Source organism: Affinundibacterium seohonense, from assembly GCF_014284305.1.
GTDB lineage: Bacteria > Pseudomonadota > Gammaproteobacteria > Burkholderiales > Burkholderiaceae_D > Undibacterium > Undibacterium seohonense.
On record NZ_JACOFW010000031.1, the window covers coordinates 1 to 23686 of the forward strand.

Sequence of the window (23686 nt, forward strand, 5' to 3'; positions counted from 1 at the left end):
TTGAGTCTTCGTTTGAAAAATACGTGGCGAAGTTCTTTTATTTTTAAAGTGCCTACTAGAGACGCAATCATTACCCAATAAAAAACCCCGCTTTTAATAAAAGACGGGGTTTGTCAGCGATCTGAGCCGGAGAGAAATCTCCGGCTTTTTTTATGCCTGCACTTTTTTGACGACGCTGTATCGTTCTAAAGTCTTTTTACGTGCCACATCATGTTCGACGATAGGGTTGGGATAGTCGATGCCGATCTTGAGATTGGCAGCTTGCAGCTCTAAAGGACGCAAAGTCCAAGGTGCGTGGATTTGTTTGTGATTCAGGGCGGCGAGCTGTGGTAAGTAGCGTTTGATAAATTTACCTTCACTGTCGAATTTCTCAGATTGTGTAATCGGATTAAAAATGCGGAAGTAAGGCTGAGCATCGCAGCCAGTTGATGCTGCCCATTGCCAACCACCGTTATTCGCAGAAAGATCAAAGTCATTTAAGTGCGAGGCAAAATAGGCTTCGCCCCAGCGCCAATCTATACCGAGATCTTTGACCAAGAAACTTGCCACCACCATACGCAAGCGATTGTGCATGTAGCCAGTTTGGTTCAATTGCAACATCGCTGCATCGACCAGCGGATAGCCAGTTTTGCCATCACACCATGCTTGAAACAAGGCTTGCGCATGATCACCGTTTTCCCATGTGATCGCATCATATTCGGGTTTAAACGCCTTGCTAACGACATGCGGATGATGATCCAAAATCATGAAGTAAAAATCACGCCAGATGAGTTCAGATAGCCACACGCTAGCGCCAGCCACGTTGCTTGCAACGCGCATGTGTTCAATGGCGAGCCTGACCAAATAGCGTATCGACACCGTACCGAAACGCAAATGCACGGAAAGGTAGGAGGGACCTTTGATCGAAGGAAAGTCGCGTGTAGTGCCATATTGATCGATACGATTTAAGAAATCGTCAAGTAGGGCATTGGCCGCTAACATGCCACCTTGTAGCTTGATTTCCGCGTCTTCAAAAGGCTCAAATCCCATGTCTGCTAATGTTGGCAATTCGGCGTCGAGTTGTGTCGGTAAAGTCGGAGCAAAGCGATGCGCATATTTTTCGATCGGATAGGCTTTGAAATAAAAGTCAGGTTCCGCATCGGCTTCCGAAGCTAGTTTTTTTAGCCATGCATTCTTATAGGGTGTAAAGACAGAAAAAGGCTTGCCTGCCAAGCTTAAGACCTCATTGTCTTCAAAAATCACTTGATCTTTGCAAGCTATGAACTGGCAATTGAAACTCTGCAATGCCAGTTCAATTGTGTGATCCCGCGTTTTGGCGGTGGGTTCATAATCGCGGTTGACGAAAACAGCGTTGACTTCGAGTTCTGCCGCCAGCTTGGGGATTAAATGTTGTGGGTCGCCATAATGTACGATTAAATTTGACCCGAGTTTTTTGAGTTCAGCGCGCAGTTCAACAATGCTTTGATGAATAAATTGCACGCGTCGATCGCGTTTTGGTAAATGCTGCAAAATCGTGGTGTCAAAGATAAAAACGCAGTAGCAATGCTCGCTTTGACTCAGGGCTCGATAGAGCGCAGCGTGATCGTAGGAGCGTAAATCGCGGCGGAACCAGACTAGGCTTTTGGAGTGATTTGTCATTCGTCAACTAATTAATTTGTATTTTTTGTTAATTTTTATTTTGGGCATAAAGTCAGCTTGGAGACGATAGCACAGATCAAATAACTCAGCTAAAACTGATAAAATAGCGGTATGAAGAAGCAAAAACCATTAAATTCCCTAATAGAAGACTTTGAAGACGAGGAAATTGAACTCGTCGGACATGATTTTTCCGATCTCTTAGATCAAACGATTAAGCTCCAACATGCCAATGCCAGTGAGGATGCAGAGAAGCAAACACTCAATTTGAGTAATCATTTCTTAATTGCCATGCCAAGCATGCAAGACCCTGTTTTTGGCGGCAGTGTGGTTTATATGTGTGAACATAATTCGCGCGGCGCCATGGGCATGGTGATCAATCGTCCCACTGATATGACCATTGCCGAGCTGTTTGATCGTATTGATTTGCAATTGGAAATTATTCCTAACTCCCACCCCTTGGGGCAAAAGCCCGTGATGTTTGGCGGTCCCGTGCAAAGTGATCGCGGCTTTGTTTTGCATGCACCAGCCGGTAAATTTACTTCCTCGCTCAAGGTCAGTGACGAGGTGAGTTTTACGACCTCACGCGATATTTTGGAGTTGTTGGCAACTGGCGAAGCACCACAGCGCTTATTGTTAAGCATAGGTTACGCAGGCTGGGATGCTGGGCAATTGGAAAAAGAAATACTCGACAATGGCTGGCTGACGGTTCCTGCAGACTTAGACGTGATGTTTGAAGTCCCTATCGAACAGCGCTTTGATGCGGCGATGAAATTACTCGGTTTTGATCCATTAATGCTGGCTTCAGTCGCGGGACATGCTTGATGAGTGTGCCTGAGACGATGCCAGTGAGCGGCACCATACTGGCTTTTGATTTTGGTTTGAAAAGAATAGGCGTCGCTGTTGGCAATACCGTGACCCGTCAAGCACAGCCCTTAGCGATCATCAGTGCAGCCAGTAATGAGGCGAAGTTCGAAGCGGTTGCCAAGTTGATTAAAGAGTGGCAACCGGCTTTGTGCGTGGTTGGATTGCCCATGCACCCGGATGGTGCTGCTCACGAAATGACAGTGCGTTGTCAGCGATTTGCCAATCAATTACATGGCCGTTATGGCGTCAAAATCGCCTTGGTCGACGAGCGCTATTCGTCTGCAGTACTGCAGGCAAAGCAGGGTGAACGCATTGATGATCAGGCGGCAGCCGTGATCTTGCAACAGTATTTTGATCAAACGTAAAGTAAAAACTCCTATAACTAGGTAAAGAGTCGAGATGAAAAATCCACAGTTAAATAAAAACGGCGAGCTACAACATTTATTGGGAATTGATGGCTTACCGAAATCCATCATCAATCATATTCTCGACACGGCGTCGTCCTTTGTCAGTATCGGTGAACGCGAGTTAAAGAAAGTGCCGCTGATGCATGGCAAAAGCGTGTTTAACTTATTTTTTGAAAACTCGACGCGCACACGTACCACTTTTGAAATCGCCGCAAAACGCTTGTCGGCCGATGTCATTAATTTAAATATCGCCGCATCCAGCGCAAGTAAAGGCGAATCTTTACTTGATACGATAGACAATTTGGCCGCCATGCATGCGGATATGTTTGTGGTACGTCATGCCACCTCGGGCGCGCCATTCTTAATCGCCCAACATTTGAACGACACCAAGCAGCACCATGTCCATGTTGTGAATGCTGGCGACGGCAGACACGAGCATCCGACCCAAGGTTTGTTGGACATGTACACCATCCGTCATTACAAAAAAGACTTTAGTAATCTGACGGTAGCGATTGTCGGTGACGTCTTGCACAGTCGTGTGGCGCGTTCGGATATCCATGCTTTAACGACATTGGGTGCAGCCGAAGTGCGTGTGATCGGCCCACGAACTTTGTTGCCAGGCGGATTAGAGCAAATGGGCGTCCGTGTTTTTACCGACATGAACGAAGGTTTGCGAGGCGTCGATGTTGTCATCATGTTGCGTTTGCAAAATGAACGTATGAACGGTGCCTTGTTGCCGTCGACACAGGAATACTTCAAACAATATGGTTTGACACCTGAGCGTTTAGCTTTAGCCAAATCGGATGCCATCGTGATGCATCCAGGTCCCATGAATCGCGGTGTGGAAATTGACTCTGCAGTTGCCGATGGCCCACAGGCTGTCATTTTGCCTCAGGTGACGTTTGGAATCGCGGTGCGGATGGCCGTTATGAGTATCGTTTCAGGCAGTAATGCATCAGCCTAGTCCTCACACATGTCCACATAGAACAAGAATTTTCGGAAAGAATGTAAATGAATCTTCACATTAAAAATGGTCGAGTGATTGATCCTGCGAGTGGCTTGGATGAAGTTAAAGATATCTTTATCAGTGCAGGAAAAATTGCGTCATTGGGTTTGCCACCAGCTGATTTTACGGCAACGCAAACCATCGACGCGAGTGGCTTGATTGTGACGCCGGGCTTAGTCGACTTGAGCGCTCGTTTGCGCGAACCTGGTTTTGAATACAAAGCGACTCTGGAATCTGAATTGCAGGCAGCCATGCGTGGTGGTGTGACCAGTTTGGTGTGCCCACCGGACACCGATCCAGTTTTGGATGAAGCCGGTTTAGTGGAAATGCTCAAGCAAAGAGCCAAGATGCAGCACAAGGCAAACGTTTATCCTTTGGGCGCATTGACCGTCGGTTTGAAAGGACAAAATCTGACCGAGATGGCAGCCTTGACTGCCGCTGGCTGTGTGGGTTTCTCACAAGCTGAAGAAGCGATTGTTGACACCAATGTTTTACAACGCGCCTTGTCCTACGCTGCCACTTTTGGCTACACCGTTTGGTTGCGCCCACAAGATGCTTTTGTGGGGAAGGGCGGCGTTGCGCATAGTGGACCATTAGCGTCCCGCCTTGGTTTGTCCGGCGTACCGGTGATGGCCGAGACCATCGCCTTGCATACCCTATTTGAATTGATGCGCGCAACCGGCGCAAGAGTGCATTTGTGCCGAATTTCCTCGGCTGCTGGTCTCGAATTGATTCGTCAGGCGAAAAAAGAGGGCTTGCCATTAACTTGTGATGTTGGGGTTCATCATGTGCACTTGACAGATACCGATATCGGTTACTTCGACTCGAACGCGCGTTTAACGCCACCATTGCGCAGTCAGCGTGATCGTGATGCGATTTCGGCAGCATTAGTAGATGGCACCGTCGATGCGATTTGCTCTGATCATACGCCCGTCGATGATGATGAAAAAGCTTTGCCGTTTGCCGAAGCTTCACCTGGTGCAACAGGTTTAGAGCTATTACTATCTTTGGTCGTGAAATGGTCAGATGATAGCCGTGGCGCCATCGGTCTGGCGCATGCCATAGCCAAAATTACGCGTGATCCAGCAGGCTTGGTCGGCTTGGTATGCGGACAAGTCAAGGTTGGTGAAGCTGCAGATTTATGTATATTTGATCCAAGCGCTCGTTGGATGGTGAAGGCCGATGCCTTGGTAAGTCAAGGTAAGCACACGCCTTTCCTCGGTTATGAATTGCCTGCGGTGGTCAAGGCAACTATTGTCCACGGTCGTATTGCCTATAGCTCTATGTAGTCGACGTCAGACCATTCCTTGAGTTAGCACTAAGTTGCCTATGAGTCGCTAATTTGAGGAATTGTCGTTTTTCATTTCGACCTTTTTCTTTCATTATTCTTTCGGTGTTGCATGCCTAAACTGCGTTTCGCCCGTGTCATGTTGCACGTATTTGCAGGCGTTTTGACTTGTGCCTTTATTTTTCCCTTCATCGCAGCGGGTAAACGCGAGGCTTTGGTGCGTCGTTGGTCATCGCAATTACTCGGCCTGTGTAACGTTCGCGTGAAGTTCATCGATCAAAGCGGCGGCCAAATCGCCGATCATGCTTTGATCATTGCTAATCACGTTTCGTGGCTAGATATTTTTGTGATCAATTCTTGGCAAGCATGTCATTTCGTGGCCAAGGCAGATATTCGTAGTTGGCCTATCGCCGGATGGTTGAGCGCACAAGCTGGCACCATTTTTTTGGCACGTGGCAAACAGCGCGAAGTGCGTCGTATTTACGAAGGCTTAGTCCAGCAATTAGAGCAAAACAAACGCATCGCTTTTTTTCCAGAAGGAACAACAGGCGCGCAAGGTGGCGTTCTACCGTTTCATCCGAACTTATTTGAAGCAGCGATCGAAGCCAAAGTCCCCGTGCTACCTTTTGCAGTGCGATACGTTGATGCGCAAGGACAACTTCATCCTGCAGCCGATTTTATTGGTGAGATGACTTTTGCCGAAAGTATGAAATTGATTTTGGCCTCTGGTGAAATGACTGCGGAGTTAATTCAATTACCGAATATCCCAACCGAAGGCGCCCATCGTCGTGAGGTTGCACAAGCAGCGCGTGTAATCGTTGCTAAAGCGCTTGGCGTTAGTTTGGATAGTGTTTAGTTTTTGACCTGAGTATGAAGCTAGCTGCTGTCAACACGATTCAAGGCACAGGCTAGAAGGGTGTCTGATGTTGCGGACTTTGCACTTGCAAAACTAGTCGATCAGATAATCGTACCGCCGTTAATTGACCGCCCCAGACACAGCCCGTATCCAGACTGATTACATTCTCTCGTAAGACTAAACCTAATGTTGACCAATGCCCGAAAATGACCGTGCAGTCTTGGGTTTGGCGATTGGTTAGGTCGAACCATGGGGCTAGATGCTCAGGTGCTTTTGCCGCACCTTCTTTGAGGTCAAAGTCCATACTTCCATCGGCATGACAAAAACGCATACGGGTGAGGGCGTTGATAATGCAGCGTTGGCGTTCTGTTCCTTGTAAATGATCGTTCCAGAGAGTCGGCGTATTGCCGTACATGGTGCTTAGCAGGTCTTGCCAATTGTCGCCGCGCAGTTCGATTTCAATTTCTTGCGCTAGTTGTCGTGTTTTGGTTTTATCCCAATTGGCGAAAACACCCGCGTGTACCAGCAGACCGTCATTGAGCTCGATTGCCATCGGACGACGACGTAGCCATTGCAATAAATCTTCTCTATCTTCAGCTTCTAAAATAGCGTCTAAGGTGTCGCTCCGGTGTAATGAACGGGCGCCGCAGGCGACAGCTAGCAAATGCAAATCATGATTGCCCAAAACCGTATCCGCACGTGTTCCTAAATTTTTGACTAGACGTAGAGTCTCTAATGATTTAGGGCCACGATTCACTAAGTCGCCAGCAAACAGTAAGCGCGCCTGCGGGTCAATCGCATCTATCTTCGCAATCAGCGCGACAAGCTGATCGTAGCAGCCTTGCACATCGCCAATTACAAATATTGATTGCGACATTAGTGGTCGGCTCCAAAACGCTTTGCTTCGGCACGGCTAATCAGTGCTTGTTGCTTTTCTTGTTCGCGCATACTGGCAGTTTTCATGGTTGGCCAGCCGATCAGATGTTGTTCACTGATTTCCGCTAAAGCACGTAAGCCGTCTGGGGATTCATTTAAGCAGGGGATGTAGTTAAAGGTCTGACCGCCCGCGCCCAAAAATGCTTGGCGTACTTCCATCGCGATTTCTTCTAGTGTTTCTAGACAATCGGCCAAGAATCCTGGACAAACCACATCAATGCGTTTAACGCCTTGTTTCGCGAGGGCTTGTACGGTTGGCTCAGTGTAGGGTTGTAACCATTCAGCGCGACCCAAACGTGATTGAAAGGTAACGATATATTCCTCTTTGCCGAGACCTAATTGCTCCGCAAGCAGGCGTGCCGTTTTGTAGCACTCGCAGTGATAAGGATCGCCGCGCATCAAGAAAGCTTTTGGCAGTCCATGAAAACTCATCACGAGTTTTTCGGGTTTGCCATTGATTTCCCATGATTTCAGAACGGAGACTTTCAACGCATGGATGTAAGCAGGGTGGTCATGGTAATGCTTGATGAAACGTAGTTCCGGCACGTTGCGCGTTTGTTGGTAATGCTGAGTGACAGCGTCAAAATTCGCGGCCGTGGTAGTTGCTGAATACTGAGGATAAGCAGGTAAAATCAAGATGCGTTCGTGGCCTTCGGCTTTGAGTTGACTCAAGACTTCGGGGATCGATGGCGAACCGTAGCACATCGCGTGTACCACATTGACTTCGTGCCCACGCTCACCGAGATAGCCTTTGAGTAAGACTGCTTGTTTGCGTGTGTGGACTAATAAAGGCGAGCCATCATTGCTCCAAATTGCTGCGTATTTTTCAGCAGATTTTTTTGAACGGAATGGCAGAATGATCAAATTCAGTATCATCCACCATACTGCTCGCGGGATTTCGACCACACGTTGATCCCACAAAAACTGTTTCAAATAACGTCTAACAGCACTGGTCGTGGGCGCGTCGGGTGTTCCAAGATTGATTAACACGACCGCTGTTTTTTCGGCTCTACCGTGCGAGTAATCTGGTTCTTTTAAAAATGCCATGGTCGCCTTTCTTAATTGGTTAAATGCTCAACAAACACTGTAGTTTTGTGTATTTGGCGCGATTGTAGTGCAATATGTCAGAGCGCGAGTAACTCACGCGCGTGTTTACGTGTGGTCGCGGTAATTTCTAAGCCACCGAGCATCCGAGCAATTTCTTCCACGCGTTGTTTGTGATCGAGCGCGGTAATTTGCGAATAGGTCTTGCCCTTGTTTTGCGTTTTACTGACTTCAAAATGTTGATTGCCTTGGCTGGCCACTTGCGGTAAGTGCGTCACACATAAGACCTGACGATCTTGACCCAAGCGTTTTAGTAAGCGACCCACAACCTCTGCTACGGCACCACCAATCCCACTATCAACTTCATCGAAAATTAATGTCGGCGTCGCGGTGGCGCAGGAGGTGATGACGGAGATGGCTAAGGAAATGCGGGCTAATTCGCCACCAGAGGCAACTTTTGCCAATGGTCTGGCTTGTACTCCGGCGTGACCGGCAACCATGAATTCAATTTGTTCTAGGCCCGTAACGCTGGCTTCGCGGCTTGCTAAATCGATCGCGAAGCGTCCGCCAGCCATACTCAAATCTTGCATCGCATTGGTGACGGCGGCTTCTAAGTCACGAGCGACCACTTGCCGTTGGCGACTGAGATGATGGGCTTGGTCGAGATAGGCTTGTTTGGCGAGTTCTTCTTGTTTTTTCAGTGCATCCATATCGGAGGCGCCAGCGAGTTGCTGTAATTGTTGTTTCAAATTGTCCAACTCAGCAATTAATCCTTCTGGTTCTACATGAAAGCGCCGCGCTGTGCTATGCAAGGTTTCGACTCGATGTTCGACTTCTCGCAAGCGCGCAGGATCGAGTTCGACCCGTCCTAAATAGTCATTCAGCGCGTAGGAACATTCTTGTAAATTGATGCGCGCTGATTCTAACGATTCGAGAATGGGCTTTAACTTGAGGTCATATTCTTCAAGCTTGCCCAATTTTTGTAAAATGGAAGAAACCTGAGAGAGAACGGGGTGTTCGGATTCTGAAATCAAATCCGCGGCTTCTTGTGCGCCTTCAAGCAAACTAGCGGCATGCGCTAAGCGACTATGCTCTTGAGTGATTTCATCCCATTCGCCTTTTTTGAGCTGTAATTTGTCGAGTTCGCCGACCTGCCATTCTAATCTTTGGCGTTCTTGTAAAATGTTTTTGGCATTCTGTTCGAATTCTGCTCTTTGTTTCGCGAGATTGCGCCAGTGTTTATACAGACGACCAACCTCGGCGGTATTCGCCTGCAAGCCGCCCTGCATGTCGAGTAAGGCACGCTGCGCATCGCTTTTTAATAAGGATTGATGGGCATGCTGACCATGGATGTCGACCAGAAATTCACCCAATTCACGTAGCTGGGTTGCGGTGGCACTGATGCCGTTGATATAGGCTTTGGAGCGACCTGCATTGTCGATCACGCGGCGTATCAGTAATTGCTCATCATCGTTAGCAAAGTCATGCTGTTTGAGCCAATCCGTGGTAGCGGCATTGCAGGAAAATTCAGCGCTGATGTCAGCTTTTTGTGCGCCTTCTCTCACCATGCTGGCGTCGCCTCGCCCGCCTAAAGTTAAGGCGAGGGCATCGATGAGTATGGATTTGCCCGCGCCTGTTTCGCCAGTAAATACGGTGAAGCCAGCGGAAAATTCTAGTTCTATCGCATCAACGATAACAAAATCACGAATAGCAAGCGTGCGCAGCATAAATTTTATCTGTAAAAGTCATGGACAAGAGAGTAATGCTGTTCAGTTAAGCTCAAAATATCGAGGCGTCATCCCTTCGATGATAGGGATCCAGTATCTTTTGACTTTGACGTCGCTGGATTCCCGCCTTCGCGGGAATGACGATACGTGGAATAAGGCTTAACTGAACAGCATTATGAACAAGAGAGGCTTTATTTTACCTCAGGGCGTTCGGCCAAGTGCGACTAAATACTGTATTTAATTACAGTTCTTTTTCGGTTCGCGCTGAAGATGAGCGCCGCAATTAATTCAACGCGCCTTCGACCGAGGGATACTCATTCCAATGCAGTTTTTCGCGCAAGGTGTGATAGTAGTTCCAGTCTTCCGGATGCAAGAAAGTAATGTGATGCGTGGAGCGACTAATGATGATCTTGTCGTTGTGAATTAAGTTAGCAAACGACTGCATATCGAAATTCACACTGGCATCGCGTCCCGCGACCAGTTCCACGCTGATAACACTGGTTTCGGGTAAAACGATAGGGCGGTTGGACAGTGCATGTGGCGCAATCGGTACCATGGCGATACCGCCTAAGCTAGGATGTAGCAGGGGGCCACCAGCAGATAAGGCATAGGCTGTAGAGCCAGTCGGCGTAGAAACAATCAAACCGTCGGAGCGCTGGTTGTACATAAAATGTTGATCCACTTCGACCCGCAATTCAATCATGCCAGAACCACCGCCGCGTGATAACACGATATCGTTGAACGCAACTCCGCTAAAAATCTGTTCGCCGTCCCGCACCACGATCGCTTGTAGCATGCAGCGTTGTTCTGCTATGTGTTTGCCTTCGAGGATTTTTGCAATTGCCGGGATCATCTGGTCGCGCGGTATATCGGTGATAAATCCAAGCCGACCTTGGTTGATTCCGATTAATGGCACATCATGGGGCGCTAGTTGACGTGCAATTCCTAACATGGTGCCATCACCACCGAGAACGATCGCGACATCCGCGCTACGTCCGATGTCCGCGATTGACATGTGTGGATGAGAATGTAGTCCTAGATTTTGTGCTGACTCATTATCGAAGATGACCGCATAACCGGATTCGCTGAGAAAATTCGCCAGTTCATTGAGCGAATCTCCCATGCCTAGGGCGTTGTATTTCCCAATAATAGCAATGGTTTTCGCGGATGTGATCATGGATGATGTTGAGGGTTTTCGAGAAGGCTTTAGATTACACTATTCTTTGCAAATGTGAGCCGTGGTCGCCGAGAAAGTCTTTGTGATGTTGCAGAATCGAATGTACTAGCTTAGAAACTTCTGCTCGTGTGCAAATCAATAGTTTTGCTGGCGGTCAAAAGACTTGCGTTGATCGCCAACTTAGCGTTTGTTGTTTTCATAAAATGCACCAGATAGGTGAGGGTGCGGTAATCCTCAAATCCGGTGTGCATCAACTGGCGCTGGATTTTGCAGATCCAAGAAATAATAGAATTCCGAATTTCTTTGGTAGCCCAAGGATTCGTATAGGCTTTGCCCATTGAAGTTGTCGTGTGCGGTCTCTAAAAAAAGACCTTTGGCATTGGTCTCCACAGCGAATTCACGCGCACGGTCCATTAAATGTTTTGCGATACCTTGGCGTCGTGCAGATTCTGCCACAAACAGATCATTTAATATCCATAGACGTTTGGCCGATACGGATGAGAAGCTGGGATAAAGTTGGACGAATCCAATGCCGTTGGAATTTCTATCGACGGCTAAAAAAATGACAGAGTCTTGATGTCTCAATCGTTCGGATAGGAATGTTCTGGCTACGGTAAGATCACTCGCCTGTTGATAAAACACACGGTAAGCATCAAATAAAGGGATAATCGTTTCAAGCTCAGCCATGGTGGCTTGTAAGATTTGTGTTGGCATTGGAACTCTCCTGTCGTGTAGAGCATAAAACTGATGTTGGTCGATGATTATAAGCTCGTATAATCGTGTCAAATGAAACTGGAATTTTTTTGAACGAGCTATATGCCAATAAAAGCACTTATTTTTGATCTCGACGATACTCTTTGGCCGATTGCGCCACTGATTCAACACGCAGAGTCCACTTTGCATGCTTGGATTGGGGAGGAACTGCCCGATGTTGTTGCCAAATACAGCATCGAGGATTTGCGTATTCGGCGTCAGGCCTTGATGTTGACGGATACCCGTTTTAGTTTTGACTTATGGGCGCTGAGACACACCTTGCTCAAGCAAGTTTTTGCAGAACACGGGGCGCACCATGCCCTCGCTGACCAAGCAATGCTTGTGTTCGCTGATGCGCGTAATCAAGTCAGTCTGTATGAGGACGTGATGCCATCCATTAATGCACTTAAACAACATTTTGTTTTGGGATCAATTTCAAATGGATTTGCTGACGTTGCAGCAGTCGGATTGCATCACCATTTTTCCGAGTCAATTGCGGCACATACTTTTGGTTGTGCTAAGCCAGATCCCAAGATTTTTCACGCGATGGCACAACGCTTGAATTTGGAACCGGCGGAACTCATGTATATTGGGGATGACTTGCGTTTAGACGTGCAGGGCGCCCAGCAGGCTGGTCTAACCGGCGTGTGGCTGAATAGACGACATATGTCGCTTGAAGAGGCTGGGCATCCGAATATAACACCTGACTTAATTGTGAAAGACTTGCAAGAACTGTTGCAGAAAGTATTGTGAGATCTCAAATCGGCGTGAAAAGTCTTTGATCTGTCTTGCAAAAACTGTGCGTTTCCGCTCCAGCTAGCCTAAAATAAACCTATGCAACTCGATAATCGCGCACAAACTTTACTCAAAGCCCTGGTTGAACGGTATATCGCCGATGGACAACCGGTTGGATCCCGTGAGCTCTCAAAAATTTCGGGGTTGGAGTTGTCTCCAGCTACCATTCGTAATGTCATGTCGGATTTGGAGGAAATGGGTTTCGTAACGAGTCCTCATACTTCTTCTGGACGTATTCCGACGCCACGAGGATACCGGGTATTTGTCGATCAATTGCTGACCGTGCAAGAACTCGATGAATCTGTCCTGGAGACAGCTTTAGGGGTTCGATTGCAGTCGTCAATTATTACTGGTTCACCACAAAAAATTATTGCGAATGCCGCCCAGGTGTTGTCTTCCCTGTCGCAATTTGCTGGTGTCGTCATGACAGCTAGGCAGGAATCTATTTTTAAACAAGTTGAATTCTTGCGATTGTCTGAAAAACGAATTTTGTTGGTGGTGGTCGCGCCCAATGACGAAGTGCATAATCGACTGTTGTTAACGGATGTTGACTACTCACCGACGCAGTTAGTACAGGCAGCTAACTATTTGAATCAGCACTTTGCTGGTCAGAGTTTTGATCAGGCTAGGATAAATATCACTCGCGAATTGCGCGAGTTACAAGGGGATATGAACCGATTGATGCACGCAGCGTTGCAGGCTGGCAGTGAAGCAATGGCGGAAAACACGGAAGATATGGTGATTTCGGGGGAGCGAAATTTATTGAACGTCAGCGATTTGTCATCAAATATGAGCTCCTTGCGCAGGTTATTTGATTTGTTTGAGCAAAAAAGTGGTTTAATGCAACTATTAGATGTCTCAAGCAACGCGTCAGGCGTGCGCATCTTCATTGGTGGAGAATCGCAACTAGTACCTATGGAAGAGATGAGTGTGGTCACCGCGCCCTATGAGGTGAATGGTAAAATTGTCGGAACCTTAGGTGTTATTGGTCCTACGCGTATGGCTTATGAACGGGTGATTCCGATTGTCGATATTACCGCGAAGCTTTTATCGAATGCTTTGAATCATTAGATTTGGCGACCGTTTAATCAATTTATATAAAACTCTTTTGAATATTGAATAAAATGGCAGATAACAAAGATATTACTGTGTTGATCGTCGACGATAACGATATGACTCGTGAAACCTTGAGGGTAATTCTGCGCCATGATGGTTATGACGTCGTCGGGGAGACCTTAGATGGCGATAGTGCGGTCGATATGGCAACTCGTCTCAAGCCGGATGTGATTTTGATGGATGTGGTAATGCCCAAGGTTAGTGGGATTGAGGCTTTGAAAAGCATACGCATGGTAATGCGTGATGTCTTCGTGTTGATGGTAACCGCCAATAAAGATCAGGATACAGTCGCCGAGGCAGTGAAGAGTGGTATTAGTGGCTATATCATTAAGCCATTTAATGCAAAAAAAGTCCTCGATACCATACAAGGGGTGGCAGTTAAAGTTCGCGCTGCCCGTACCGCGAAGATTACTGAGTCTGGTGCCGGTCCTGCGCCATAAATCGTCGCAATTCTTGATAAAGGCGAGTCAGACTCGCCCTTAGTTTATTTCCTGTTGACGCAATTGATTTTGGTGCAGTTGCCATAAATCGCCAAAGAATGTTCGGCAATTTCAAAGCCTCTTTCTTCAGCCACCGCGTGCTGACGTTTTTCTATCTGATCGTCAAAAAACTCTTCAACGCGACCGCAGTCTAAGCACACCAAATGATCATGATGTGAACCTTCATTCAATTCAAAAATCGCTTTGCCAGACTCAAAATGATTGCGATGCAACAGCCCAGCCTGTTCGAACTGAGTCAGTACCCGATACACAGTCGCTAAGCCGACATCCATATTTTCCGTCAACAGTATCTTGTAGACGTCTTCCGCAGTAAGGTGGCGAACAGCGCTATTTTGGAAAATTTCTAGAATTTTCAGACGTGGCAGAGTCGCTTTCAGTCCGCTAGCTTTCAGATCAGGCGTGTTATTTGTCATGTTTTCAGTCAAAAGAAGGCTAAGTGCTTTATGATATCGGGTTTTGGAGCTGGCTAAGAAATTTCTGTTATCTTATCCGAAGTTTCACGGTTCGACATTCTTGCTTGAAAATTTGAGGTAGTTTATGCCATTCACGTTGTTTAAGAAAAAATCAAGTCAATTTGCTTTGTCAGGTTTGACCTCCTTGCTTGTCTTGTTATCTGGTTGTGCTACACAGAAAGCCGCAGTCGATACTGCCGATGCCAATGCCGCTAAGGGCACGCAAATCGTCAAACCTACTGGTTTTGATAAATTATTTGGACTAATTTCCCCTTATCGTATCTCGGTTCAACAGGGTAATTTTGTGTCGCAAGAAATGGTTGCGCAGCTCAAAGAGGGCATGACTCGTGAGCAAGTTCGCTTTTTATTGGGTACCGCATTATTGACCGACATGTTTCATGAAGACCGTTGGGATTATCCCTTCCGCATGTTGAAGCCAAATGGCGAGGTAATCGCTAGCCGCGTGGCAATTTTCTTCAAAAATAATACAGTGGAACGTTTTGAGGGTGGTGATCTGCCGACGGAAAAAGAATATTTGGCTCACATTACCAATTCTGCAATTGCCTCACGCAGTGAGTCCAGTCCTCTAGAAACACCTAAGAAAAAATAAGTTGAGTAAATTATGTCTAGTCTGAAAATCGCTGTGGCTGGTGCTTCCGGTCGCATGGGTAAGATGTTGATTGAAGCCATTGATAGTGCTGAAGATACTATTTTGACTGGCGCTTTGGGTAGTTCGAAGAATGCATTTTTGGGCATGGACGCTGGATCTTCTTTGGGTAAAGTCACTGGCGTCAATATCGAAGCGGATTTTGCAAAAGCACTAGCGAATGCCGATTATTTGATCGACTTTACGCGCCCTGAAGGAACTTTAGAGCATTTGAAATTTTGTGCCGAGCACGGCATTAAGATGATTATCGGTACCACGGGCTTTGATGATGCTGGCAAAGCGGCAATCGCTGAAGCGGCAAAGAAAACGGCAATTGTATTTGCACCGAATATGAGCGTTGGTGTCAATGTGACGCTGAAATTGTTAGAAATGGCTGCCAAGAGTTTTTCGCACGGTTACGATATCGAAATCATTGAAGCCCATCATCGCCATAAAGTCGATGCGCCATCCGGTACTGCACTCAAAATGGGTGAGGTGATTGCGGATACCTTAGGTCGTGATTTGAAAGAAGTTGGTGTATTTTCGCGCGAAGGCGTGACTGGTGAGCGTGATCCATCGTCGATCGGCTTTGCGACCATACGCGGTGGCGATATTGTCGGTGACCATACCGTCTTGTTTGCTGGAATCGGCGAGCGGGTTGAAATTACCCATAAATCATCAAGTCGTGTCACCTATGCACATGGTAGTTTGCGCGCAGCACGTTTTCTCGCAGACAAGAAAACAGGCTTGTTTGATATGTATGACGTGTTAGGTTTGCAATAATTTCAAATTCGAGATCACTACTTTCTTATGCCAATTACGCTTAGCCAATACTGGATGCAATTAGACGATTTAGGTCGTGTGGTTGCGGTCTTTTTGATCTTGATGTCGCTGGTGAGCTGGTTCACGATTTTTACTAAGGCTTGGTCTTTCTGGCGTATTCGACGCAGTACCAATGCTTTGCATGCGTTTTGGAATGCGCCAACAATAGAAGATGCTGTGACTTTACTCGATGCCTTGGATGTGGAAAATATCTATACGCCATTGGCGAAGCAAGGTTTGATGGCGGCCAATCCACATAACCGCGCAAAAACCATCATGGTAAAGACTGACGCGGCAGATGTGATGACGCGGGTGTTGCGCGATGAATTGAATCGAGTCACCGTACGTTTAGAGTCTGGCTTAACATTGCTTGCATCGGTAGGTGCGACCGCACCGTTCGTTGGCTTGTTGGGAACTGTGTGGGGCATTTATCATGCGCTGACTGCGGTTTCAGGTTCGACGGCGATACAAATTGATTTGGTCGCAGGGCCAGTTGGTGAGGCATTGGTGATGACCGGATTAGGTTTGATCGTCGCGATTCCTGCGGTACTTGCATATAACGCTTTCAATCGTATTAATCGCATCACGTTTGCAGAATTGGATGGTTTTGCTTTTGATTTGCATGCGCATTTAAGTAAAGCCAACTAAGAGTCACCCCATGGGATTTGGTCAATTCAAAAATGTCGGTGGACGGTCAGGTAAGCCGATGGTGGCAATGGCCGATATTAACGTCACACCGATGGTCGATGTGATGCTAGTGCTGCTAGTGATTTTCATTATTGCCGCACCTTTACTCAATCACGCTATACGCCTGGAATTACCACAAGCCGAGTCGCAAGCTTTACCGCAAGAGCTGAAAACGATTACTTTATCTTTTGATTCTGCTGGCAAGCTCTTTTGGGATACGGAGCTGGTGACGATAGAGCAAATTGAGCAGCGTTTTGTTCTAAGTGCGAAACAAAAGCCGCAACCAGAAATTTTATTGCGTGCTGATAAATCAACTCGCTTTGAGTCAATAGCACAAGTGATGTCTGCTGCCCAAGTCCATGGTTTGAATAAGATAGGTTTTGCGACTGAAGCAAAAGCGGCCACGATGTCTGCCAAATCATCCTCGCATTTACCTACCGATAGCTTGAAAAAGTAAGCTGCAGCTGGCTTTTTCTCCGTGTATTCCCTCATATGTCTATGCTTTAGCCTTATAATCTAAGGTTAATGTAGCCTTTGCTTTTTTTATAAATTCACTTATTTCTTCAATCGAATCGTCATGCAAGACAAATACAGCCCAGCCGAAGTTGAACAAGCCGCCCAGTCACATTGGACTGAAACCAACGCGTTTAAAACGGTAGAAAACGATCCGCGTTTTCCAAAAGGTAAATACTACGCCTGTTCTATGTTGCCTTATCCATCGGGCAAACTGCACATGGGCCATGTGCGTAACTACACCATCAACGACATGTTGGCGCGTCAATTGCGCATGAAGGGTTATAACGTCTTAATGCCTATGGGTTGGGATGCCTTTGGCTTGCCGGCAGAAAATGCGGCGATTGCCTACAAAAAGTCGCCTGCAGAATGGACTTACGCCAACATCGAAGACATGAAATCGCAAATGCAGCCATTGGGTTTAGCGTTTGACTGGTCACGTGAAGTGGCAACTTGCGATCCTGATTACTATCGTTGGAACCAATGGTTGTTCTTGAAAATGCTAGAAAAAGGTGTTGCCTACAAAAAGACCCAAGTCGTGAACTGGGACCCAGTTGATCAAACCGTGTTAGCGAACGAGCAGGTGATTGACGGTAAAGGCTGGCGTTCAGGCGCAGTCGTGGAAAAACGTGAAATCCCAGGCTACTACTTCGGCATCACGCAATACGCGGAAGAACTTTTGTCTAGTATCGATCAACTCGATGGCTGGCCAGATCAAGTTCGTACGATGCAACGCAATTGGATCGGTAAGAGCGAAGGCGTACGTTTTGCCTTCAGCCATGAGATCAAAGACGAATCTGGTGCGTTAGTTCAAGACGGTAAGATGTATGTCTTTACGACTCGTCCTGACACCATTATGGGCGTGACTTTCTGCGCAGTCGCAGCAGAACATCCACTCGCTACTGTCGCTGCAAAAAACAATGAGAAGTTAGCTGCGTTCATCGAAGAATGCAAAGCCGGTGGTACTACAGAAGCCGAGATGGCGACTAAAGAAAAAGAAGGTTTGCCTACAGGTTTGTTCGTCACGCATCCGTTGACGGGCGAACAGGTCGAAGTTTGGGTTGGTAATTATGTCTTGATGACGTATGGCGATGGCGCCGTGATGGGCGTCCCAGCGCATGACGAACGTGATTTTGCGTTTGCGAAAAAATATAACATCGCGATCAAACAAGTAGTCGCTGTTGAGGGCGAGAGCTTCACAACTGATGCTTGGGCAGAGTGGTATGGCGATAAGCAAAAATGTGTGACGGTCAATTCTGGTAAGTACGACGGCTTGACTTACAAAGCCGCAGTCGATGCGGTAGCTGCCGACCTCGTCGCCAAAGGCGTAGGTGAGAAGAAAACCACTTGGCGTTTGCGCGACTGGGGTATCTCTCGTCAACGTTATTGGGGCACGCCTATCCCTATCATTCATTGCGATGATTGCGGAGACGTGCCAGTGCCTTACGAAGATTTGCCAGTGGTATTGCCGACTGAATGTATTCCAGACGGCTCCGGTAATCCATTAAAAACACATGCGGCTTTCTTGAATGTGCCTTGCCCAAAATGCGGCAAGCCAGCACATCGCGAAACCGACACGATGGATACCTTCGTTGATTCTAGCTGGTACTTCATGCGCTATACCTGTCCAGATGCGACGACCATGGTCGATGAACGCAATGACTACTGGATGGCGATGGACCAGTACATCGGTGGTGTTGAGCATGCGGTTCTGCATTTGCTGTATGCGCGTTTCTGGACCAAGGCCATGCGCGACATGGGCTTGGTAAAAATCGACGAGCCATTTAAGAATTTGTTCACGCAAGGCATGTTGCTCAACGAATCTTATTATCGTGAAGAAGCCAGTGGTAAGAAAGTCTGGTTCTATCCAAATGAAGTCGAAGTGCAGCACGATGAAAAAGGTCGTCCAATTTCCGCTAGTTTGAAGAGTGATGGTCAGCCTGTGCAAATGGGCGGCATCGAAAAGATGTCCAAGTCTAAGAATAACGTGGTGGAACCGAAAGATATCATCAGCCAATTCGGCGCAGATACAGCCCGTTTATTTACGATGTTTGCTGGTCCTCCAGATCAAAGTGCTGCGTGGAGCAGTAGCGGCGTGGAAGGCGCATCTCGTTACCTGCGTCGTTTGTGGGCGACGGCATTGAAGTTCTCTGCAACGATCGCTGCAGGCGCAACGCCAACAGCGAACTATGCAGCGGATGTTAAAGGATTGCGTTTTGAAGTGCACAGCACCTTGAAACAAATCGATAGCGATTACGATCGTCTGCAATACAACACCGTTGTGTCTGGCGCGATGAAATTGTTGAACACAATTGAGTCGTTCAAATCGGAAGCAGAAGGTTCTGCTGCTGCGGTACGTGAAGCTTTTGGCATCTTGTTGCGCGGTTTGTATCCTGTTTGTCCGCACATCACACATGCATTGTGGAATGAGCTTGGCTACGATAAAGATTTGGGCGGCATTATCGATGCACCTTGGCCACAAGTCGATGCAACAGCCTTGGTGCAAGATGAAATTGAATTGATGGTGCAGGTCAATGGCAAATTGCGCGGCAGTATTAAGGTTGCCAAGGATGCTGACAAAGCGACGATCGAAGCGGCTGCTGTGGCTAACGAAAGTGCCGCGCGCTTTATTGAAGGAACGCCGAAGAAGATCATCGTTGTGCCTGGTAAGCTGGTTAATATTGTTGTTTGAGTTTAGTACTTTTAAATCCCTCTCCCGCAAGTGGGAGAAGGGAGTTTTGAATCGTTGTTAAGTAGATCGAAAGACCCATGAGCAAAAATCGTTTTCTGAAAATTGTTAGCTATCTCGTTCTGCTGGCGAGTCTTAGTGCTTGTGGTTTCGCTCTGCGCGGCGCAGTGGTGTTTCCGTTTCAAAGTATTTATGTAGGATTGCCAGAAAGTTCCGCTTTAGGTGGTGAGCTTAAACGTAATTTGCGAGCCAATGGAAAAACCGAAGTCACTTCACAAGCAAACAATGCGGAAGTGATTTTGGATGTGCTTGGTGAGACGCGCGATAAAGTGATTCTGTCCTTGAACAGTCAAGGTCGTGTCCGTGAATTTAACTTGATTTACAACTTGAAATTCCGTTTGCGTGACAAAGCTGGACGCGAGGTTTTACAACCAACTACAATCAGCCTAAAACGTAATCTCAGTTTTAAAGAAAATGAAGTCTTAGCGAAAGAGGCAGAAGAAGCCTTGCTCTATCGCGATATGCAATCTGAGCTCGTGCAACAAATTATGCGTCGTCTTGCCGTCGTCAGGATGGAAGCGCCAGCGAAGCTAGATTAAGGCCAATCAGAATATGCAATTACGCTACGACGCTATCGATGCTCATCTCGCCAAAGGTTTGGCGGCGATGTATGTCATCTCTAGCGACGAGCATTTGCTGGTACAAGAGACCGCCGACAAGATACGCAAAGTCACCAAAGCTCAGGGTTTTTTAGAGCGTGATATTTTGACGGTGGAACGCTATTTCAAATGGGGTGAATTACTGGCAGCGAATCAATCGCAATCTTTATTCGGCGATAAAAAATTGATCGATCTGCGCATCCCAACTGGCAAACCAGGCAAAGACGGTGGTGCAGCTTTACAAGAATATGTACGTGATCTTTCGCCTGATAACATCACTTTAATTACGCTACCCAAACTCGATTGGGCTACACAAAAAGCGGCCTGGGTCACGATGTTGCAACAAGCAGCCGTATATATTGAGATCCCGCTGATCGAACGCGCCGCCTTACCGAATTGGATAGGTCAACGACTGGCAGCACAAGGGCAAAGCGCGGACAAACAAAGTCTGGAATTTATCGCCGATCGTGTCGAAGGCAATCTGCTGGCAGCACATCAAGAAATACAGAAATTAGGTCTACTGCATCCACAAGGCAAGCTCAGTTTTGAGATCATTCATGATGCCGTGCTGAACGTGGCACGTTATGACGTTTTCAAGTTGAATGAAGCGATGTTAGTCGGTGACGTAGCACGCTTAGTCAGAATGCTAGATGGACTGAAAGGTGAGGGCGAGGCTCTGCCTTTAGTCCTGTGGGCGATGGCAGAAGAGCTGCGCACATTACTTAAATTAAAATCCGGCGTCGCACAAGGACGCCCATTAGGGGCCCTCTTAAAAGAGTATCGTATCTGGGGACCAAGAGAAAAACTCATGGAGCCAGCACTACGTCGCGTCAGTTTAGCGACCCTGCAAGCAGCACTACAAGACGCTGCACAAATCGACAAAATGGTCAAAGGCCTACGCGCACCAAAGTTTGCGGGCGATGCTTGGGATGCATTGTTGCATCTGGGGTTGCGAGTCGCTAAAGCAACATAGCTAACTAATCCGTTTTCTCATTGCGGTTGAGCCAGCGATGTTTCCGCTTCTGAGTCGCCAATGATGCGAGACAGAAAATGGATAAAGAAAGCGTTGCTGTTTGAGCCGAAGGCGAGTTTCAACGCTTTCCCATTTTTTGTCTTGCAGCATTGGGCACCCGAAGGGCGGCGAAGCGCGGTCGCCTTTCTTTGCATTCTTTCTTTGGCGAAGCAAAGAAAGAATGTGGCTGTCGGGCCACCCCCGACCTACTGGTGGTCGAGCACTTTGCACTCCAAATTTTTTGATGAGAAAAGTAGATGTGCGAGTGAAATGACTCATATTTGGTAATAGATTGATCTCAGGTTTTACAAATGACTACAACGCACATTAATACCAACAGCATCCAAGACTACATGCAAACGCTAGGCAAGCAAGCCCGCGCTGCTTCACGTGCAATGGCTAAGGTAGATACAGCAACCAAGAATCAAGCTTTGCTTGCGATAGCAACAGCGATTCGCCGTGAAGCACCAGCTCTACGCGCAGCGAATCAACTTGATTTAGCCGCAGCCAAAGCGGCGGGCATGGAAGTCGCCATGTTAGATCGTCTTGCGTTAAGCGATAGAGCCATCGCCACCATGGCGGAAGGTTTGGAGCAAATCGCGCGCTTATCCGATCCTATCGGTGAAATTTCAAACATGAAGTATCGCCCATCCGGCATACAAGTTGGACAAATGCGGGTGCCGCTTGGTGTGATTGGTATCATTTATGAGGCACGCCCTAACGTCACCGTTGATGCAGCTGGTTTGTGCATTAAGAGCGGCAATGCGACGATTTTACGCGGCGGTTCCGAAGCGATCAATTGTAATCGTGCACTGGCCAATTTAGTGAAAGAAGGCTTGCGTAATGCGGGTTTGCCAGAGCAGGCGGTGCAAGTCGTTGATACGACAGATCGCGCAGCCGTGGGGGCTTTAATTACCATGCCAGAATACGTCGATGTAATCGTCCCGCGCGGCGGTAAAGGTTTGATAGAACGATTGATGCGCGAAGCGACTGTGCCGATGATTAAACATTTGGACGGCATTTGTCATGTCTATATCGATGATAAGGCAGATTTGCAAAAAGCCGTCGATATCGGTTTCAACGCGAAATGCCACCGCTATGGTACTTGTAATACGATGGAAACTTTGTTGGTGGCAGAGGCGATTGCACCACAAGTATTGCCATTATTGGCTGAACGCTATGTAACGGAAAAAGTAGAATTACGTTGCGATCAACAAGCCGCACAAATTCTGCATGCTTATCCACATCTGGCAATGGCGCATGAGACCGATTGGTCTACCGAATACCTAGCACCGATCCTGTCAGTCAAAATCGTCGCAGATATGGCAGCGGCCATTGAGCATATCAATCACTTTTCGTCTAAACATACAGAATCTATCATCACCGAAGACTACAGCCGCGCCATGGCATTTTTGCGCGAAGTTGACTCGGCGTCGGTGATGGTCAATGCGTCAACTCGTTTTGCCGATGGATTTGAATATGGCCTCGGTGCAGAGATTGGCATTTCTAATGATAAACTGCATGCGCGTGGGCCTGTTGGCCTGGAAGGCTTAACCTCATTGAAGTACGTGGTCTTTGGGCACGGCGAGATTCGACAATAGTTAAAAAATAAAGGGCACTATGTTATACGTCAAAGCATTTCACATCGTTTTTATCGCTTCTTGGTTTGCGGGTCTGTTTTATCTGCCAAGAATATTCGTGAATCTGGCGATGGAAACGCATCAGCCTAGCATTGAGCGCTTATTGTTGATGGCGCGAAAGTTGTACCGGTTCATGACAATATTGATGATTCCAGCCTTGGTGTTGGGATTTTGGCTGTGGCTGGGCTATGGCATAGGCAAAGGTCCAGGCAATGGTTGGATGCATGCAAAAATGGCGATTGTGGTTTTGCTGGTCGGCTACCATCACGCTTGCGGTAGTATTTTGAAGAAGTTTGAACATGGTCAAAACAAACGTAGTCACAAGTGGTTTCGCGTGTTTAACGAAGTGCCCGTGTTGATGATGATTGCGGCGGTGATTTTGGTGGTGGTGAAGCCGTTCTGAAACGCGTAGTTTGAAGGCGGGACGGTTGTAACTGGCGATTGTTACTAGGTGAACAA

At 47.3% G+C, this 23686-nt stretch carries 24 protein-coding genes; 17 read left to right on the forward strand and 7 right to left on the reverse strand.

Going from position 1 to position 23686, the window contains the following annotated elements; translation table 11 throughout:
* Nucleotides 1-150: 150 nt before the first annotated feature.
* Entirely contained in the window at nt 151-1638 is a 1488-nt protein-coding gene (locus tag H8K52_RS18490) for a cryptochrome/photolyase family protein (RefSeq protein WP_186924395.1), read from the reverse strand.
* A 111-nt stretch (nt 1639-1749) separates the two neighbouring features.
* On the opposite strand from H8K52_RS18490, the gene H8K52_RS18495 reads away from it, so the two are divergent.
* The 5 genes from H8K52_RS18495 (at nt 1750) to H8K52_RS18515 (ending at nt 6059) form a co-directional block, all read left to right on the forward strand.
* A complete protein-coding gene (locus tag H8K52_RS18495) occupies nt 1750-2460 on the forward strand; it encodes a YqgE/AlgH family protein (RefSeq protein ID WP_186924396.1) in 711 nt (236 codons plus the stop codon).
* Nucleotides 2460-2867 (forward strand): Holliday junction resolvase RuvX, encoded by a 408-nt coding sequence (gene ruvX, locus H8K52_RS18500; protein ID WP_246464680.1) that lies wholly within the window; start codon nt 2460-2462, stop codon nt 2865-2867. The genes H8K52_RS18495 and ruvX overlap by 1 nt, the downstream gene beginning before the upstream one ends.
* 34 nt (nt 2868-2901) lie before the next feature.
* Nucleotides 2902-3873: an aspartate carbamoyltransferase catalytic subunit gene (locus H8K52_RS18505; RefSeq protein ID WP_186924397.1), complete on the forward strand. Its 972-nt coding sequence runs from the start codon at nt 2902-2904 to the stop codon at nt 3871-3873.
* A 47-nt stretch (nt 3874-3920) separates the two neighbouring features.
* The gene (locus H8K52_RS18510; protein WP_186924398.1) at nt 3921-5204 is read left to right on the forward strand and encodes a dihydroorotase; all 1284 of its coding nucleotides are present in this window, start codon (nt 3921-3923) and stop codon (nt 5202-5204) included.
* A gap of 111 nt (nt 5205-5315) precedes the next feature.
* Nucleotides 5316-6059 carry a lysophospholipid acyltransferase family protein gene (locus H8K52_RS18515; protein WP_186924399.1) on the forward strand — a complete coding sequence of 248 codons (744 nt, stop codon included), beginning with the start codon at nt 5316-5318 and terminating at the stop codon, nt 6057-6059.
* Between the two features lie 52 nt (nt 6060-6111).
* Here the strand turns inward: H8K52_RS18515 and H8K52_RS18520 are convergent, their stop codons facing one another.
* The 5 genes from H8K52_RS18520 to H8K52_RS18540 form a co-directional block, all read right to left on the reverse strand.
* On the reverse strand, nt 6112-6936 hold the full coding sequence (locus H8K52_RS18520) for a symmetrical bis(5'-nucleosyl)-tetraphosphatase (protein WP_186924400.1): 825 nt from the start codon (nt 6934-6936) through the stop codon (nt 6112-6114).
* Nucleotides 6936-8042, reverse strand: a complete 1107-nt coding sequence (gene hemH, locus H8K52_RS18525; RefSeq protein WP_186924401.1) for a ferrochelatase — start codon at nt 8040-8042, stop codon at nt 6936-6938. The genes H8K52_RS18520 and hemH overlap by 1 nt, the downstream gene beginning before the upstream one ends.
* Before the next feature lie 77 nt (nt 8043-8119).
* Nucleotides 8120-9766, reverse strand: a complete 1647-nt coding sequence (gene recN, locus H8K52_RS18530) for a DNA repair protein RecN (protein ID WP_186924402.1) — start codon at nt 9764-9766, stop codon at nt 8120-8122.
* A gap of 283 nt (nt 9767-10049) precedes the next feature.
* On the reverse strand, nt 10050-10943 hold the full coding sequence (locus tag H8K52_RS18535; RefSeq protein ID WP_186924403.1) for an NAD kinase: 894 nt from the start codon (nt 10941-10943) through the stop codon (nt 10050-10052).
* 234 nt (nt 10944-11177) lie between these two features.
* On the reverse strand, nt 11178-11657 hold the full coding sequence (locus H8K52_RS18540; RefSeq protein ID WP_186924404.1) for a GNAT family N-acetyltransferase: 480 nt from the start codon (nt 11655-11657) through the stop codon (nt 11178-11180).
* Between the two features lie 102 nt (nt 11658-11759).
* Here H8K52_RS18540 and H8K52_RS18545 point away from each other — a divergent pair, with 102 nt between their 5' ends.
* The 3 genes from H8K52_RS18545 to H8K52_RS18555 all read left to right on the forward strand — a co-directional run bounded on the left by H8K52_RS18545 (nt 11760) and on the right by H8K52_RS18555 (nt 14047).
* Entirely contained in the window at nt 11760-12449 is a 690-nt protein-coding gene (locus H8K52_RS18545; protein WP_186924405.1) for an HAD family hydrolase, read from the forward strand.
* An 81-nt stretch (nt 12450-12530) separates the two neighbouring features.
* Entirely contained in the window at nt 12531-13562 is a 1032-nt protein-coding gene (hrcA, locus tag H8K52_RS18550) for a heat-inducible transcriptional repressor HrcA (protein WP_186924406.1), read from the forward strand.
* Nucleotides 13563-13615: 53 nt separating this feature from the next.
* Complete coding sequence (locus H8K52_RS18555; protein ID WP_186924407.1) at nt 13616-14047, forward strand: response regulator; 432 nt, start codon at nt 13616-13618, stop codon at nt 14045-14047.
* A 44-nt stretch (nt 14048-14091) separates the two neighbouring features.
* Here the strand turns inward: H8K52_RS18555 and fur are convergent, their stop codons facing one another.
* The gene (gene fur, locus H8K52_RS18560) at nt 14092-14520 is read right to left on the reverse strand and encodes a ferric iron uptake transcriptional regulator (protein ID WP_186924408.1); all 429 of its coding nucleotides are present in this window, start codon (nt 14518-14520) and stop codon (nt 14092-14094) included.
* A gap of 124 nt (nt 14521-14644) precedes the next feature.
* Here fur and H8K52_RS18565 point away from each other — a divergent pair, with 124 nt between their 5' ends.
* The 9 genes from H8K52_RS18565 (at nt 14645) to H8K52_RS18605 (ending at nt 23630) form a co-directional block, all read left to right on the forward strand.
* Nucleotides 14645-15169, forward strand: a complete 525-nt coding sequence (locus H8K52_RS18565; RefSeq protein WP_186924409.1) for an outer membrane protein assembly factor BamE — start codon at nt 14645-14647, stop codon at nt 15167-15169.
* A 12-nt stretch (nt 15170-15181) separates the two neighbouring features.
* Nucleotides 15182-15988, forward strand: coding sequence for a 4-hydroxy-tetrahydrodipicolinate reductase (gene dapB / locus H8K52_RS18570; protein WP_186924410.1), 807 nt, complete (start codon nt 15182-15184; stop codon nt 15986-15988).
* A gap of 27 nt (nt 15989-16015) precedes the next feature.
* A complete protein-coding gene (locus tag H8K52_RS18575; RefSeq protein WP_186924411.1) occupies nt 16016-16675 on the forward strand; it encodes a MotA/TolQ/ExbB proton channel family protein in 660 nt (219 codons plus the stop codon).
* Between the two features lie 10 nt (nt 16676-16685).
* Complete coding sequence (locus H8K52_RS18580) at nt 16686-17171, forward strand: ExbD/TolR family protein (RefSeq protein WP_186924412.1); 486 nt, start codon at nt 16686-16688, stop codon at nt 17169-17171.
* A 120-nt stretch (nt 17172-17291) separates the two neighbouring features.
* Complete coding sequence (gene leuS, locus H8K52_RS18585; protein WP_186924413.1) at nt 17292-19919, forward strand: leucine--tRNA ligase; 2628 nt, start codon at nt 17292-17294, stop codon at nt 19917-19919.
* 77 nt (nt 19920-19996) lie between these two features.
* On the forward strand, nt 19997-20515 hold the full coding sequence (locus H8K52_RS18590) for an LPS-assembly lipoprotein LptE (RefSeq protein ID WP_186924414.1): 519 nt from the start codon (nt 19997-19999) through the stop codon (nt 20513-20515).
* Nucleotides 20516-20528: 13 nt separating this feature from the next.
* Nucleotides 20529-21548, forward strand: coding sequence for a DNA polymerase III subunit delta (gene holA / locus H8K52_RS18595; RefSeq protein ID WP_186924415.1), 1020 nt, complete (start codon nt 20529-20531; stop codon nt 21546-21548).
* A gap of 350 nt (nt 21549-21898) precedes the next feature.
* Nucleotides 21899-23188, forward strand: a complete 1290-nt coding sequence (locus H8K52_RS18600) for a glutamate-5-semialdehyde dehydrogenase (protein ID WP_186924416.1) — start codon at nt 21899-21901, stop codon at nt 23186-23188.
* 19 nt (nt 23189-23207) lie between these two features.
* Complete coding sequence (locus H8K52_RS18605; RefSeq protein ID WP_186924417.1) at nt 23208-23630, forward strand: CopD family protein; 423 nt, start codon at nt 23208-23210, stop codon at nt 23628-23630.
* The last annotated feature ends 56 nt before the right edge of the window (nt 23631-23686 follow it).

Bases quoted from the DNA above. Each gene is read 5' to 3' on its own strand.
- H8K52_RS18590 (WP_186924414.1), top strand. From the start codon at position 19,997: ATGAGCAAAAATCGTTTTCTGAAAATTGTTAGCTATCTCGTTCTGCTG.
- H8K52_RS18490 (WP_186924395.1), bottom strand. From the start codon at position 1,638: ATGACAAATCACTCCAAAAGCCTAGTCTGGTTCCGCCGCGATTTACGC.
- H8K52_RS18510 (WP_186924398.1), top strand. From the start codon at position 3,921: ATGAATCTTCACATTAAAAATGGTCGAGTGATTGATCCTGCGAGTGGC.
- H8K52_RS18540 (WP_186924404.1), bottom strand. From the start codon at position 11,657: ATGCCAACACAAATCTTACAAGCCACCATGGCTGAGCTTGAAACGATT.
- dapB (WP_186924410.1), top strand. From the start codon at position 15,182: ATGTCTAGTCTGAAAATCGCTGTGGCTGGTGCTTCCGGTCGCATGGGT.
- hrcA (WP_186924406.1), top strand. From the start codon at position 12,531: ATGCAACTCGATAATCGCGCACAAACTTTACTCAAAGCCCTGGTTGAA.
- H8K52_RS18515 (WP_186924399.1), top strand. From the start codon at position 5,316: ATGCCTAAACTGCGTTTCGCCCGTGTCATGTTGCACGTATTTGCAGGC.
- H8K52_RS18555 (WP_186924407.1), top strand. From the start codon at position 13,616: ATGGCAGATAACAAAGATATTACTGTGTTGATCGTCGACGATAACGAT.
- H8K52_RS18505 (WP_186924397.1), top strand. From the start codon at position 2,902: ATGAAAAATCCACAGTTAAATAAAAACGGCGAGCTACAACATTTATTG.
- leuS (WP_186924413.1), top strand. From the start codon at position 17,292: ATGCAAGACAAATACAGCCCAGCCGAAGTTGAACAAGCCGCCCAGTCA.
- holA (WP_186924415.1), top strand. From the start codon at position 20,529: ATGCAATTACGCTACGACGCTATCGATGCTCATCTCGCCAAAGGTTTG.
- ruvX (WP_246464680.1), top strand. From the start codon at position 2,460: ATGAGTGTGCCTGAGACGATGCCAGTGAGCGGCACCATACTGGCTTTT.
- H8K52_RS18520 (WP_186924400.1), bottom strand. From the start codon at position 6,936: ATGTCGCAATCAATATTTGTAATTGGCGATGTGCAAGGCTGCTACGAT.
- H8K52_RS18600 (WP_186924416.1), top strand. From the start codon at position 21,899: ATGACTACAACGCACATTAATACCAACAGCATCCAAGACTACATGCAA.
- H8K52_RS18535 (WP_186924403.1), bottom strand. From the start codon at position 10,943: ATGATCACATCCGCGAAAACCATTGCTATTATTGGGAAATACAACGCC.
- H8K52_RS18495 (WP_186924396.1), top strand. From the start codon at position 1,750: ATGAAGAAGCAAAAACCATTAAATTCCCTAATAGAAGACTTTGAAGAC.
- fur (WP_186924408.1), bottom strand. From the start codon at position 14,520: ATGACAAATAACACGCCTGATCTGAAAGCTAGCGGACTGAAAGCGACT.
- H8K52_RS18545 (WP_186924405.1), top strand. From the start codon at position 11,760: ATGCCAATAAAAGCACTTATTTTTGATCTCGACGATACTCTTTGGCCG.
- recN (WP_186924402.1), bottom strand. From the start codon at position 9,766: ATGCTGCGCACGCTTGCTATTCGTGATTTTGTTATCGTTGATGCGATA.
- H8K52_RS18580 (WP_186924412.1), top strand. From the start codon at position 16,686: ATGGGATTTGGTCAATTCAAAAATGTCGGTGGACGGTCAGGTAAGCCG.
- H8K52_RS18565 (WP_186924409.1), top strand. From the start codon at position 14,645: ATGCCATTCACGTTGTTTAAGAAAAAATCAAGTCAATTTGCTTTGTCA.
- hemH (WP_186924401.1), bottom strand. From the start codon at position 8,042: ATGGCATTTTTAAAAGAACCAGATTACTCGCACGGTAGAGCCGAAAAA.
- H8K52_RS18605 (WP_186924417.1), top strand. From the start codon at position 23,208: ATGTTATACGTCAAAGCATTTCACATCGTTTTTATCGCTTCTTGGTTT.
- H8K52_RS18575 (WP_186924411.1), top strand. From the start codon at position 16,016: ATGCCAATTACGCTTAGCCAATACTGGATGCAATTAGACGATTTAGGT.